This is a genomic window from Natronospirillum sp. (genome assembly GCF_022565775.1).
Classification (GTDB): Bacteria; Pseudomonadota; Gammaproteobacteria; order Pseudomonadales; family Natronospirillaceae; genus Natronospirillum.
The window spans coordinates 45,546-59,093 of sequence record NZ_JAIUMC010000011.1 but is presented as its reverse complement, the minus strand read 5'-3'; the positions used below and the strand labels follow the sequence as shown (position 1 = coordinate 59,093).

10 protein-coding genes are annotated in these 13,548 nt (G+C 58.4%); 3 read left to right on the top strand and 7 right to left on the bottom strand.

The features are described 5' to 3' along the window. Nucleotides 1–101 precede the first annotated feature (101 nt). Complete coding sequence (cobT, locus tag LAT62_RS04430) at nt 102–1,169, bottom strand: nicotinate-nucleotide--dimethylbenzimidazole phosphoribosyltransferase (protein WP_293379556.1); 1,068 nt, start codon at nt 1,167–1,169, stop codon at nt 102–104. A 45-nt stretch (nt 1,170–1,214) separates the two neighbouring features. Next, on the bottom strand, nt 1,215–2,123 hold the full coding sequence (locus LAT62_RS04425) for an AraC family transcriptional regulator (RefSeq protein WP_293379553.1): 909 nt from the start codon (nt 2,121–2,123) through the stop codon (nt 1,215–1,217). Between the two features lie 156 nt (nt 2,124–2,279). Here LAT62_RS04425 and LAT62_RS04420 point away from each other — a divergent pair, with 156 nt between their 5' ends. Continuing rightward, entirely contained in the window at nt 2,280–3,251 is a 972-nt protein-coding gene (locus tag LAT62_RS04420) for a phytanoyl-CoA dioxygenase family protein (protein ID WP_293379550.1), read from the top strand. A 178-nt stretch (nt 3,252–3,429) separates the two neighbouring features. Further along, nucleotides 3,430–5,778 carry a methyl-accepting chemotaxis protein gene (locus tag LAT62_RS04415; RefSeq protein WP_293379547.1) on the top strand — a complete coding sequence of 783 codons (2,349 nt, stop codon included), beginning with the start codon at nt 3,430–3,432 and terminating at the stop codon, nt 5,776–5,778. 61 nt (nt 5,779–5,839) lie between these two features. Here LAT62_RS04415 and LAT62_RS04410 read toward each other — a convergent pair whose 3' ends face one another. From LAT62_RS04410 to LAT62_RS04390, 5 genes are all read right to left on the bottom strand, one after another. Continuing rightward, nucleotides 5,840–6,604, bottom strand: a complete 765-nt coding sequence (locus tag LAT62_RS04410; RefSeq protein ID WP_293379544.1) for an amino acid ABC transporter ATP-binding protein — start codon at nt 6,602–6,604, stop codon at nt 5,840–5,842. A gap of 13 nt (nt 6,605–6,617) precedes the next feature. After that, nucleotides 6,618–7,712: an amino acid ABC transporter permease gene (locus tag LAT62_RS04405; protein ID WP_293379541.1), complete on the bottom strand. Its 1,095-nt coding sequence runs from the start codon at nt 7,710–7,712 to the stop codon at nt 6,618–6,620. 2 nt (nt 7,713–7,714) lie between these two features. Beyond that, nucleotides 7,715–8,902: an amino acid ABC transporter permease gene (locus tag LAT62_RS04400; RefSeq protein ID WP_293379538.1), complete on the bottom strand. Its 1,188-nt coding sequence runs from the start codon at nt 8,900–8,902 to the stop codon at nt 7,715–7,717. Between the two features lie 126 nt (nt 8,903–9,028). Continuing rightward, nucleotides 9,029–10,045: an amino acid ABC transporter substrate-binding protein gene (locus LAT62_RS04395; RefSeq protein WP_293379535.1), complete on the bottom strand. Its 1,017-nt coding sequence runs from the start codon at nt 10,043–10,045 to the stop codon at nt 9,029–9,031. A gap of 241 nt (nt 10,046–10,286) precedes the next feature. Further along, nucleotides 10,287–11,573: an aminotransferase class I/II-fold pyridoxal phosphate-dependent enzyme gene (locus LAT62_RS04390; RefSeq protein ID WP_293379532.1), complete on the bottom strand. Its 1,287-nt coding sequence runs from the start codon at nt 11,571–11,573 to the stop codon at nt 10,287–10,289. A 506-nt stretch (nt 11,574–12,079) separates the two neighbouring features. Between LAT62_RS04390 and LAT62_RS04385 the strand changes: the two genes are divergently transcribed. Continuing rightward, nucleotides 12,080–13,546, top strand: coding sequence for a methyl-accepting chemotaxis protein (locus LAT62_RS04385; RefSeq protein ID WP_293379529.1), 1,467 nt, complete (start codon nt 12,080–12,082; stop codon nt 13,544–13,546). Nucleotides 13,547–13,548: the final 2 nt, after the last annotated feature.

Genomic DNA, 13,548 nt, shown 5'->3' with positions numbered 1-13,548 from the left:
CATCGGAATACGAGTCAGAAACCCCACGGCCAGCCAGAACGCCTGCCATTCGCGGCGAAGGCTGAAACGGGCCGGATCATCCACGGTCTGCATAGGCGCTCTCAGCTTTCCGGTTCGGCCGGCCCGGACACGCCGGCACTGTCGAATGTGGCCATGTCATTGAACAGGGCAGCGGCCATGCGCACCAGCGGTAATGCTGTCACGGCCCCGGTGCCTTCTCCCAGTCGCATGCCGAGATTCAGCAAGGGCTCGACACCCAATACTTCCAGCGCGGAGGCATGGCCGCGCTCGTTGCTGCAATGAGCGAACAGGCTGTAGTCGCGAATGGCGGGTTGCAGGGCCTCTGCGACCGCCCAGGCGGCAGTGGCGATAAAGCCATCCACCAATATCAGTTTGCCTCGGGCGGCGGCGCGCAGATAGGCACCGGTCATCATGGCGATCTCGAACCCGCCGACGCAGCGCAGGCAGCCGAGCGGGTCATCCAGTTCCGAGCCATGCAGAGCCAGGGCCTGTTCGATCACCCTGGCCTTGTGTTGCTGCATTTCTGCCGATGCGCCAGTGCCGGCACCGGTCAGGTCGGCCGGGGCGAGTTTCAGCAGGGCGCTAAGCACAGCAGCGCTGGTAGTGGTATTGCCGATACCCATTTCGCCAAGGCTGATGACTCGGGCATCGGCGGCCTTCTGATCTATCACGGCAGCACCGGTGTGCAGACAGTGCTCAAGCTGCTCCCGGGTCATGGCTGCTTCCCGGTTGAAGGGGCGAGTTCCCGAGGCGGCCGGGTGACGCAGCAGTTCTGGATGGTCAGGCAGGTCACCTTCGACCCCGGCGTCTATGGTGTGCAGTGTGACGCCCTGTTCACGGCACAACACATTGATGGCGGCTCCGCCGTGCAAAAAGTTGAGCACCATCTGTGCAGTGACGCTGGCTGGGAAGGGGCTGATCCCTTCGCTGCTGATGCCATGGCTGGCAGCAAAGACGCCATGCCAGCAGGGGCCTGCCACCGGATGCATCGTGTTCTGCAGGCGAGCCATCTGCGCAGCGATAACCTCCAACTGACCCAGTGATCCGGGGGGCTTGGTCTGCTGGTCCAGATGAGCCTGGATGGCGCTGTCCAGGTCATGGCTGACCGGGCTGACGGTGAGCGCGGGTGGCAGTTGGTATGACGTCATCCCTGTGCTTCCTGTAATGAGTGGAGAAAGGAAATTAACGGACTGTCACTCAGTGGGCAAGTGTTGGCCTGCCAACTGGCTGGTAAAGGCGCGTCTTTGGGTACGAAACGAGGCACGAAAGGCACGAGGCGTCATACCCTTGTGCAGTCGAAAGTGTCGATTGAAGTTGGACAGGTTGCCAAAGCCGCTGGTTTCGGCGATCACGGCCACCGGCCGCTCGCTGTTGATCAGTTGTGCACAGGCATGGCCCAGACGGACCTGCGTCAGATACTGGTGCGGGCTCTGATTCATCTGACGGCGAAAAAAGCGGTTCAGGCTACTGACACTCATATGGTGCTCGCGAGCCAGAGTCTCCGTGGTTAATGGTTCCAGGAACTGCTGGTGCAGGGTGTCCAGCAGGGCACTGAGCTGACGCTGCTCGGTACCCGGGCGGGTCTGGCTGTCGAAGGCGGTCGAGGCCAGTGTTCTGGCCTCTGCTTTGTGCAGGTGGCGCAGGATATCGAGCAGTACAATGAGCCGTTGTTCCGGGTCGGCTGTCGGCAATTGCTGAAACAGGGGTTCCAGATCGCGGGCCACGGAGGCTGGCCAGGCCAGCCCGCGACGACACTGCCACAACAGTGACTGCCAGTTGGCAAATTCGGGGAAGGAGCCGGTCAGGCGGTCCATCAGGTCCTGGCGGAACCAGAGTACATACACCCTATGCGGCTGGCGTTCATCGTCGCGGCGACGGGATGCCCAGCTGTGTGGCAGGTTGGGGCCCAGCAACACCAGGTCGCCACTCTGATAGGTCGTGATGTGATCGCCCACATAGCGCTCACCGCTGCTGTTGACGGTCAGGGTCAGTTCGTACTCGGGGTGGTAATGCCATTCGAAGGGCAGCTCATCCAGTTCACGCAGAAAGAAACGCCATGAGGTATCGGGGCTGTGGCGAACGGTTTCGAACTGGGCTTTCATTTCATGACTCCCGAGAAGAATGGTGATCATAGCATTGACGCAGGATGTTCATACAGATTGACCGAAATTCATCATTATTGGAGCCGTTTCCATCACCTGCGTCTCGCGCCGTCAGTACCATCAGGTCATGCACTGACACAAAAGAGGACACAAGGCATGCAAACCGTCAAGAATCGCTATGGTTTTGGTGAGGGCCAGCCCGGCAACAACAGTGTTTCCAATACCTGCAGCACGCAGCTGGCGGACATACGCAAGACGCGCCCGCTGCGCGTGCTGTCGGAGGCGGACTGGGCATTCTGGCAGAGCTACGGGTATGTGGTGGTGCGTCAGGCCGTTGCTCCGGAACAGGTTGAACGAACCCGCAGCCTGCTGTGGGAGTTTCAGGAGATGTCGCCGGATGACCCGGACGGCTGGTATCGCCCACAGTTGCGCGACCATGCCATGCAGGAGCTGAACAACAGTGGCATGGTGGAGTGCTACAACCATCAGGTGCTGTGGGACAACCGACAGACACCGCGAGTGTATGATGCCTTTGTCGATATCTGGGACCGGGAGGACCTCTGGGTCACCATAGACCGCGCCAATCTGAACCCGCCCAATCGCTCGGGACGGGATTTCGACGGTTTTATCCACTGGGACGCCAACACCAAGCTGGACCCGCTGCCGGTCAATGTGCAGGGAGTGCTGGCGCTGTCCGACACTTCGCCGGACACGGGTGGCTTTCAGTGTGTGCCGCAGCTGTTCCATCACTTTGGAGACTGGCGGTCGCGCCAGCCTTCAGACCGGGATCCGTTTTCACCCGGGACCGACGGCGGCTATCCGGTCGAGTTCGTGCCCATGCAGGCCGGTGACCTGCTGATCTTCAACAGCCTGCTGGCCCACGGCATCAAACCGAACCGGTCGGATCAGGTGCGGATGGCTCAGTACATCGCCATGGTGCCGGCGGAGCAGGACAACGAGGTGGTGCGGGAATGGCGCATCCGTTCCTGGCGTGATCGTGTGGCGCCAGAAGGCTATGCCTTTCCGGGTGATCCGCGCGGCTGGGAACAGAGCCGCTATCCACGCGCCGAGCTGTCACCTCTGGGCCGTCGCCTGCTGGGTCTGGACCAGTGGAAAGCATCGACCTGACATCGTTCATGTCAGCTTACACAACCCCGTCTTTTTGCAGGATCTTTGGACCAAAGTTTCAGCGCCACCGGCCGATAGGCACAGTATTGGCATAGAAATTTGGAACAAATGAAGGTTGAGCCATGACGCGCCGCCTTTGAACAGTCTGCAAGCGATCACTCCGGGGCGAAGTACCGACATGAACCTGAAACAGAAGTTGCTATTAGTGGTATTGGGGCTGTCATTGCTGGCGGCTGTGACAGCCAGTGTGCTGATCAGTTCAGTCAGTCTCAGGAGTGGGCAGGCGCTGCTGTCTGAGCAGGCGGACTTGCGCATCGAGCTGATCAGTGAAGCTCAGCAGCGTCGCTTGCAGGATTACCTGCAGAACCTGCAACAGCAGGTTTTGGGCTTCACGCGCAATGCCCAGGTCAGGCAATCGACGGGCAACATGAGTTCTGCGTTTGGGGGGTATCAACTCAATGCTGTCGTGAATGCCTTGTCAGATGAAGAAGCCGAGGTTCGCGCAGCACTACGTGACTACTGGGACTCCGGGTTCGGCAGCGCCCTGGAGGCGCAGATGCCGGGCGCGGATTTTGATGCCAACAGTCTGGTGGAAAGCAGAAGCTGGCCCCACACCGTACTGAAGTACTATTACCTGGTGGACTCTCCCGGTGACTGGGATGACAAGCTGAGCCTCACCAATGTCGAGGACCGCACCCGCTACACGATTGCCCACAGAAGCCTGCATCCGCTGGTGCGGGAATTGATGACCTTTTATGATTTCGCCGACAGCTACATTCTCAACCTGAATGGGGACGTGTTCTATAGCGCCCGCAAATTGCCGGAGTTTGCCGCCAATGTGGAAGACCCCTGGTTGCAGGGTACCGGATTGCACACTGCCTTCGAGCAGGCGCTGGAATTGGGGCCCGATGACGACCCTGTTTTGACCCCATTCAGCGCCTATGCACCAGCGCTGGGCGAGTTCACCGCCTTCATGGCCATGCCCATGTACGATTTGTCCGAAGACGAGGCTGAACTCTATGGTGTTTTCGTGGCTCGTGTTTCCTCTGCGCAACTGCATGAAGTCCTGTCGAATGGCGGCGCACGAGCCGACCTTGGCCTGGGCGAAACGGGTGACTCCTATCTGGTCGACCCCAGCGGATTGCTGGTCACCGGCAAGCGGGAGTTTGAGCGAGACCCGGATGGTTTCCTCAGTCAGTTGCCGGACCTGCCGGCAGATCAGGCAGAAGCAATGCGCGTCAGTGGATCTGCCGCTGGTCGTGTCAGGCTGAGTAGCAGCGGGATTGAACAGGCACTGGGCGGTCAGGGCGGGGTTGGCCGCTATATCAACCCTCTGAATCGGCAGGTTCTGGGCAGCTTTCAGCCGTTCACCGCGGGCGGATCGGAATGGGTTCTGCTAACCGAATTGGAAGCCGGCGAGGCTTTGGCTGCGGGGCAGGACCTGCGCAACCAGATTCTGAGCTTTGCCGCTTTGGTAACACTGGCCATTCTGGTGCTGGCGGGCCTGGCCGCACTCTGGGTAGCTCGTTCGCTGAGCCGCCCGGTGGCCATGCTCGAAGACAGCATGACCTCGATTCAGAACAGTCACAATCTGAGTCAGCGCAGCCCGGTCATGGGCAAGGATGAAATTGGTCGGATTTCCAGTGCTTTCAACAGCCTGCTCGACAGCATAGGCGAGTCTGTTCGCCTGATTCGAGAGGCGTCCAATACCGTGGACCAGGCCTCGAGTGTATTGAATGAAGGTTCTGAGGATACGCTGAACATGCTGGAGCAGGAAAATCAGCGCAACCATGAGGTTCAGGCATTGCTGGAACGCATGGTCTCCAGTGCCGGCAGTGTCCGCGAGCAGGCTCATGTGGCCGCCGAGCGGAGCGACGAAGCCAGCCAAACCGTCACTACCAGCGGGCAGACTATTCAGCAGGTCATTGAGGGTGTGCACGAGATGGCGGAGGGCGTTCGCCAGACCACGGATACTGTTGAAACACTGACCAGCGAGTTCACGCAGATTCAGCGCGTGCTGGACGTCATAACCCAGATCGCTGACCAGACCAACCTGCTGGCTCTGAACGCGGCCATTGAAGCTGCCAGGGCGGGTGATCACGGCCGCGGGTTTTCTGTGGTGGCTGACGAGGTGCGTCAACTGGCGCAGCGTTCAACTGAAGCAACCCGGGAAATTGCCGGCATCATAGAAGGTTTGAGCGAACGTGCCGACAACGCACGTCAACAGATGCAGGCCGAGTTCGAGCGCTCGCAGCAATTGACTGAAACTGCTGAAACGTCGCAAAACGCGCTTGAGAGCATCAGCCAGTCCCTGAACGCAGTGGCGACTTCAAACCGGGAAATCACAACCCTGTCAGATGATCAGAGCCAATCAACACGTGAACTGGCGGAAAGCATGGAGGCGGCCTTTCTGGCTGCAGAGCGACTGCAGGAGAAGGCGCGGGACAACGCCGGGGCCTGTCACAGTCTGCGGGACATGGCAAAGGAACTGCGCGCCAGTGCCAACAAGTGGCGGGTTGATGACTAGACTCTAAAGAGGACTGTGCCCGGCCACCCCAAGGTGGTCGGGCACAGCAGAGACGCCGGACTCAGTGGCCCAGGATCTGGCTGAGGAACAGCTGGGTGCGTTCTTCCTGCGGGTTGTTGAAGAATTCATTGGGCTCGTTCTGCTCAACGATATCGCCGCCATCCATGAAGATAACCCGATCTGCCACCTTTTTGGCAAAACCCATCTCATGCGTTACGCAGAGCATGGTTCTGCCTTCCCGGGCCAGTTCCACCATTACATCGAGCACCTCGGAGATCATCTCCGGGTCCAGTGCCGAGGTGGGCTCATCGAACAGCATGATGCGCGGGCTCATGCACAGGCTGCGGGCGATGGCCACACGCTGTTGCTGACCCCCGGAAAGCTGTCCCGGAAACTTCTGGGCCTGCTCTGGAATCTTCACACGCTCGAGGTATTTCATGCCAATGGCTTCTGCCTCTTTCTTGGGCATCTTTTTTACCCAGATTGGCGCCAGCGTGCAGTTCTCCAGCACCGTCAGGTGCGGGAACAGGTTGAAATGCTGAAACACCATGCCGACCTCCTTGCGGATGGCATGGATTTTCTTCAGGTCATTCAGCAGCGGAATGCCGTCGACAATAATGTCGCCTTCCTGATGCTCTTCCAGTCGATTGATGCAGCGGATCAATGTCGACTTCCCGGAGCCTGAAGGGCCGCAGATGACGATACGTTCGCCACGACCCACTTCCAGGTTGATGTCTTTCAGGACGTGAAAGTCACCGTACCACTTGTTCATGCCCTTGATTTCAACGGCCGGGCCTGTGTACTCCGTATTTTCATTCGTTGTCATGAGTGATACTCCGTTAATTCCTGTGGCCAGTGTCGAGACGCCGTTCCAGATATTGGCTGAAGCGCGACATGCTGAAACAGAAGACCCAGAAGGTCAGCGCTGCAAAAATATAGCCCTCTGCGGGATAGCCCAGCCAGTTCGGATCTGCCAGCGCCTGGCGTACCTGGCCCAGCACCTCCAGCAAACCGATAATGACCACCAGACTGGTGTCTTTCCACAGTGAAATGGTGGTGTTGACGATCCCGGGGATCATGATCTTGAGCGCCTGTGGCAATACGACCAGATTCATCTTCTGCCAGTAGCTCAGTCCCAGCGCGTCAGCGGCTTCATATTGCCCCTTGCCCAGTGCCTGCAGGCCGCCGCGGACTACTTCTGCCATATAGGCGGACTGGAACAGCGTAATGCCGATCAATGCCCGAACCAGCCGGTCTATGGATACCCCTTCCGAGAAGAACAGAGGCAGCATGACGGACGCCATGAATAGAATCGTGATCAATGGCACGCCGCGCCAGAACTCGATGAAGATGGTGCAGACCAGTCGTACTGCCGGCATATCGCTTCTTCGGCCAAGCGCCAGTGCAATGCCGATGGGCATGGCCAGCACTATGCCAATAACGGCAATGACAATGGTCAGCATAAGGCCACCCCAGCGGCTGGTCGGAACGACCGGAAGACCGAACGCGCCGCCATACAGCAGGAAGTAGGCCACCACAGGGAAAGCCGTCAGAGAAAGAATGGCACCCAGCTTCTTGTAGGGGATTTGTGGCACGGCCAGCCAGATCAGGAAGCCGACCAGCAAGGCAAAGGTGAGGTTGGGACGCCAGCGTGCCACGGGTGGATAGAACCCGTAGATAAACTGATTGATGCGCACGCTGACAAACACCCAGCAGGCGCCATCACTGGTGCAGTCGTCGCGGCTGGTGCCCACCCAGTCGGCATTGATAAAGGCCCAGCTGATGATCCAGTAGAGCCCCTGTATGGAAATGTAGGCGGCTATCAGGGTCAGAATGGCATTGGGTATGCTCGAGAACAGGTTTTTGTGCAGCCAGCCAAGTACGCCGATTTCGGTGGGCGGTGCCTGGCGCGCAGGTGTGGGAGTAAAAGCCATAATTAACGCTCCACCAGCGCAACGCGCTTGTTGAACCAGTTCATGAAGGCCGATACCAGCAGACTGATAATCAGGTAGACCGCCATCGTCATGCCCACAATTTCGATGGCCTGCCCCGTCTGATTCAGCGCTGTGCCCTGGAAGACGGACACCAGGTCCGGATAACCGATCGCCACCGCCAGCGACGAGTTCTTGGTCAGATTCAGGTACTGGCTGGTCAGCGGGGGCACAATAACCCGCAACGCTTGGGGCAACACGACCAGCTTCATGCGCTGACGCTCGGTGAGCGACAGGGCTCGAGCCGCTTCAGACTGACCGTGTGACACTGACTGAATGCCGGACCGGAAGATCTCGGCGATAAAGGTGGAGGTATATACGGTCAGTGCCACCCAGAGAGCGAGCAACTCGGGGCGCAGACGCATGCCGCCGTCAAAGCTGAAACCGCGCAGTTCGGGTATATCGAACACCAGCGGCTGGCCGGTGGCGATATAGCCCACCGTCATGGTGCCCACCAGAATGCCTAGTGACGCCCAGAAGACGGGAAACTCTTCACCGGTATCGCGCTTGCGGCGACGCGCCCAGATGGTCAGAGCGATGACGGCAATGATGGCCAGTATGAGCAGGGTCGTCAGGATGCCAATGCCGCTTTCAAGTACCGGTCTGGGCGCATAAGCGCCGCGGACATTGATAAAGAAGAGGTCACCGAACAGAGTAATACTCTGGTTGGGTCGAGGCAGTGTCTGCAGCACCGCGTAGTACCAGAAAAATATCTGCAGCAGCACCGGCACGTTGCGGAATATCTCGATATAGACCATACAGATCTTGCGCACCAGCCAGTTGGGTGTCAGCCGACCCAGTCCGACAAAAAGGCCGAGAAAGGTAGCCGCGACAATGCCCATGGCCGATACCAGCAGAGTGTTCAGCAGGCCGACGAAAAAAACTCGGGAATAGGTTGAGTTGGAGGAATAGTCGATTAACGCCTGGGATACCCCAAAGCCAGCCCGCTCGCCGAGAAACCGGAATCCGGTTGCGATGCCGCGTGCTTCCAAGTTGGCAACAACATTGCCCGCTATGGTGGCAACAGCCCAGACTACCCCGAGGATAATCAGGATCTGGTAAACAACGCTGCGCACCCTGGGGTTGTTGAGGTTGAGCCAGCCGCCCTGAGTGAGATCGGATTTGTGTTTCATGATTGAGAAGATCGCTCTCTGGATACACTGTCTGCTGCGCTTTGTACAAGGCGCAACGAGAAATGCCGGAGCCTACAGGGCAGCAGACTCCGGCATTGTTATCAGTCAGTCATGAATCGAGACTGATTAGCGTACCGGCGGGGCGTACATGATGCCGCCGTCAGTCCACAGTGCGTTGGTGCCGCGCTCCAGTTCCAGCGGGGTGTCGGGGCCGACGTTGCGCTCGAACATTTCAGCATAGTTGCCGACCTGGCTGATGATCTGGTAACCCCAGTCAGACGGCAGACCCAGCAGAGAGCCCAGGTCGCCAGAGGTGCCGACGATACGGCTGACGTTGGGATCTTCAGAGTCCATCATGGCATCCACATTGCTGCTGCTGACGCCATATTCTTCTGCATTGACCTGCAGGAACAGTGCCCACTTCACAATGTTGAACCACTGATCATCGCCTTGGCGAACGGCTGGGCCGAGAGGCTCCTTGGAAATGATTTCAGGCAGAATCATAGCGCCTTCCGGATCGCTCAGCTGAATACGCAGAGCAGCCAGCTGAGAGGTGTCAGAAGTCAGAACGTCGCAACGTCCAGCTTCGAAACCGGCCACGGTCTGATCGGACGTATCATACAGAACCGGCTCGAAACCCATGCCCTGAGCTTCGAAATAGTCGGCCAGGTTCAGCTCGGTAGTCGTACCGGAGGCAACACAGACTGCCGCGCCGTCCAGTTCAGTGGCGCTGGTGACACCCAGATCTGTGCTGACCAGGAAGCCCTGACCATCATAGTAGTTGGTGCCGGTGAAGTTGATACCCAGAGACGCATCACGGGTAGTCGTCCAGGTGGTGTTGCGTGACAGCATGTCAACTTCACCGGACTGCAGCGCGGTGAAACGCTCGACTGCAGTCAGCGAAACGAATTCTACTTTCTCCGCGTCGCCCAGAACGGCGGCAGCCACTGCTTTACAGGTGTCGACGTCGAGGCCAACCCAGTTGCCATCAGAGTCGGTTACCGAGAAGCCGGGCAGTCCGTCGCTGACACCGCAACGCAGCGTGTCACGGGATTGTACGTCGTCGAGGGTGGATGCCTGCACAGAGGCGGAAAACGCCGTTGCGGCAACAAGGCCGGCAGCGATGGTTGATAGTTTTTTCATGTCGTGCTCCATTGACTTTTTTGGTCTTCTTAGCGCAGTCCTTAGACAGTCTGCTGGCATCGGTAAAGCAATTGGTAGGCCAACTGTTATTGTTATGATGACCCAACTGAGCCGGGTAGTCCGGCAGACCATGCTGACACTCGATTTACGAGCAAACAGCGCTCATCGACTATAGAGGAAATTGTCCTGCTGACAAATGCATTTCTCATTTTTTGAACCAGAATTGGGCGTTCAGAAATATTTACAGGCCAATTTGGTGCGAGACAGCTGAAAGTCTGACTTTCTTCTGCAGCCAATTGTCGATCAACTGGATTCCCTGCCGCACCGGTGCTGTTGCGCTATCCATGTCCGCGTTTTCGTCGAGCGCAAGGGAACCATCGAAATTGACATAGGACAGTCGTGCACCAAGAAAGTCCTGCGGCATGCCAAAGGCACTGGCAGGCAGCAGAGCGACACCGGCTTCTGCAAGAAGGCGATCACAGAGTTCAGCGGCAGTAGCAATGCCTCGATCGGCCAGATCAGCACGCCAATATTCAAAATCTGGAAACAGATAGAAACCCCCTTCGGGCTCTGCGGTGGCAATATGGCAGCTACGCAGGCGGTCGGCAGACTGTTGACCGATGGTGTGCAGTACCCGCCGCTGTCGATCTACATATGCCTCTATGTCCGGGTGCCGGCCATAGGCTTCGACAGCCGCCATCTGAATCGGGGTGGCGACGCAGGACCAGGTTTCGGAAGCAATGCCGAGCAGGCTGGGCTTCAGGACGGCGTCGAGAGCCTCGGGGATGTGCAGTATGCCCAACCGCCAGCCACCGGCACCAGCCCATTTGGACAGTCCTCCGGTGACCAGCGTGCCTTCCGGATAGAAGCGGGCGAACGACTGGTGCTCGCCGGTATGATGCAGGCGGCCGTATATCTCATCACTGATGACAATGAGGTTGTGGCGCCGGGCAACGCTGGCCAGAGCCTGCAGATCCGCTGCGCCATAACTGGTGCCGGAGGGGTTGTTCGGCGAATTGATGATCAGCACACAGGGGTCATCCCCTTCGAGTCGAGCTTCACGGCAGGCAGCGTCGAGCGTGTCCGGCTGCAGGCGCCATTGTTCCGCAGCCCTGGTGGGCAGTCGGGTCACCGGGTGGCCTGCCAGGATCGCCTGGGGCTCATAGGACACCCAGCTTGGCCCGGTCAGCATGACTGTGGCTCGCCGCACCGCCGCGAGCACGGTATAGATCAGCAGCTTGCTGCCGGGGCCGATCAGCACCCGCTCGGGTTGCCAGTCCACGCCATCTTCTTTCCGGTGAAAAGCTGCCACAGCGGCGCGCAATTCAGGCAGGCCCTGAACTGGCGCGTAGGCCTTCTGGTGAGCATGACGGGCGAGGGCACCATGCAGTCTTTCCGGTACCGGGAATGGCGACTGACCGAAGCCGAACCTGACCACGGGGCGCTGTTGCGCCAGCCGTTCGGAGGTTTCATTGATCAGCAGTGTTTCGGAGTGGGGTAATGATCGAAGCTGGTCTTCCCTGAGCATGGTTGAGGGCTCCCTGATGATGTGGTCTCAGTGTAAATCCGGAGACAGTAATGCTTGAAGTATTATTTGATGGCGAGGATCACACGGTGTTCCATTTTGACTGAATCGGCTGCAAATTGTTTTGCATTTGATAGTCGGTTGTATTAAAACAAAGGGGCGTTTCAGCAAAAAGCTCCGAACAGAGGGCGCTGAAACCCTTCAATAACAAGAGCAAAGCTTTTCACACAGAAGCGAAAAACCGGCTCCTACGACGAACCGGAAAGCGCTGAAAGCTAAGACATGGCCGCATGTGACAGTGATGGCGGGTCTTGGCCTGAACTTGGTCTGGTCCACACCCTTCGCCGGAAAAGAAGGGTGTCAAGGTATCCGTGTGGGTACTGAAATTTGGACGGGTTGCGAGTGCGCTGGACGTTTGCAGTCGATTCGGGAGCATCAGTTTGGTTCCATTAACGCGTAGAATCAGTTTTCGATTTACCGCCCTGCTGCTCGCCGGTGCGGCCGTTCTCATGTCCGCGTTTTCGCTTTACAACCACCGGGCCACCGAAACCGCACTGCGTGACCAGCACCAGCAGCAGGTCGACGCCGTGATAGAGCGCATCACGCGCAGCCTTCCGACCGCCATCTGGAACTTCAACCCAAGTCAGGTCATCCTGATTGTCGAGTCCGAAGTCCGGGCAGCCGCCATTCACGGCATTGCGGTTCAGGACGAGTTCGAGGTGCTGCTCACCGCGGTCGTGACCGACGATGAAGGAGAACCGTCGCGCACCGAAGACCCGGAAGCTCTGGTTGGCGTGGATCCGGAGCGGCTTCTTGAGCTTGAATTGATGTTCGGCTCCGACCCGGTCGGCTTTATCCAGTTGGCCACGGATGAAACAGCTATTGAACAGGCCCTGGCCGAATCCCTTGTGCGTACGGTGCTGCAGAACCTGATATTGCTGGGTCTGCTCGTTGTCGGCGTCTATCTGCTGACCCGCCGCCTGGTCATTCAGCCCCTGGCAGAGGTCAACGCCGCCCTGCAGGATATATCGCGCGGTGAGGGCGATCTGACGCATCGCCTTAAGGTTCGCCGGAAGGACGAAATCGGTGAACTGGCGACCAATTTCAATTTCTTCGTACAGACCATTCATCAACTGGTGGCGCAGGTAATAGAACTGGTGGCGCAGACCGGCGAAGCTATTCAGAAGACTCAGGCTACTGTGGACTCGGCTGAAACCGGTGTGCGTCAGCAACGCCAGCAGATAGATGGCGTTGCCGAGTCCATGCACCAGATGAATATAGCCGCAGAGAATGTTGCCGAAAGTTCCGAAGTGGCCGCTGCCGAGACGCAAAACGCCAACGACGTAGCACGCAAGGTGCGGGAAATCGTTGGCAGCGCCGTGGCGGCCATGGTCAACCTGGCTGACGAGATCGAAGTCAGTGCCAAGGCCGTCGGGGCGCTGGAAGACGAGGTAAACCAGATCACCACGGTGCTGGATGTAATTCGCGGTATTGCCGAGCAAACCAATCTGCTGGCGCTCAATGCGGCAATCGAGGCCGCGCGCGCCGGCGAACACGGCAGAGGCTTCGCCGTGGTCGCCGATGAAGTTCGCTCACTGGCGAGCAAGACCCAGTCCAGCACGGAAGAAATCCACAACATGATCGAACAACTGGAGCATCGCGCACAGGATGCAGTGCGGGCCATGGAAGTGGGCCGTGAGAAGGGCGTTTCGACGGTCGAGCAGGCCAATGGTGCCGACGGACTGCTGGATACCATCTCCGAAGCGATAGAACAGATCAGCGACAAGAACAGCCAGATTGCCAGTTCGGCCACCGAGCAGTCTTCAGTGGCGCATGAAATCGGCCAGTCTCTGGATGAGATCGCTCAGATTGCGAGTGATACCGATGCGCAAACGCGCGTCATGAAGGAGGCCAGTGATGGCCTGGCAGCCCTGGCTGACGAACTCAGTAAACTCGTGGGGAATTTCAAGGTCTGAAG

What these genes read in the sequence shown, in the direction of transcription:
- LAT62_RS04405 (WP_293379541.1), bottom strand. Translation starts at nt 7,712, where the DNA reads ATGGCTTTTACTCCCACACCTGCGCGCCAGGCACCGCCCACCGAAATC.
- LAT62_RS04410 (WP_293379544.1), bottom strand. Translation starts at nt 6,604, where the DNA reads ATGACAACGAATGAAAATACGGAGTACACAGGCCCGGCCGTTGAAATC.
- LAT62_RS04415 (WP_293379547.1), top strand. Translation starts at nt 3,430, where the DNA reads ATGAACCTGAAACAGAAGTTGCTATTAGTGGTATTGGGGCTGTCATTG.
- LAT62_RS04390 (WP_293379532.1), bottom strand. Translation starts at nt 11,573, where the DNA reads ATGCTCAGGGAAGACCAGCTTCGATCATTACCCCACTCCGAAACACTG.
- LAT62_RS04395 (WP_293379535.1), bottom strand. Translation starts at nt 10,045, where the DNA reads ATGAAAAAACTATCAACCATCGCTGCCGGCCTTGTTGCCGCAACGGCG.
- LAT62_RS04400 (WP_293379538.1), bottom strand. Translation starts at nt 8,902, where the DNA reads ATGAAACACAAATCCGATCTCACTCAGGGCGGCTGGCTCAACCTCAAC.
- LAT62_RS04425 (WP_293379553.1), bottom strand. Translation starts at nt 2,123, where the DNA reads ATGAAAGCCCAGTTCGAAACCGTTCGCCACAGCCCCGATACCTCATGG.
- LAT62_RS04385 (WP_293379529.1), top strand. Translation starts at nt 12,080, where the DNA reads ATGTCCGCGTTTTCGCTTTACAACCACCGGGCCACCGAAACCGCACTG.
- cobT (WP_293379556.1), bottom strand. Translation starts at nt 1,169, where the DNA reads ATGACGTCATACCAACTGCCACCCGCGCTCACCGTCAGCCCGGTCAGC.
- LAT62_RS04420 (WP_293379550.1), top strand. Translation starts at nt 2,280, where the DNA reads ATGCAAACCGTCAAGAATCGCTATGGTTTTGGTGAGGGCCAGCCCGGC.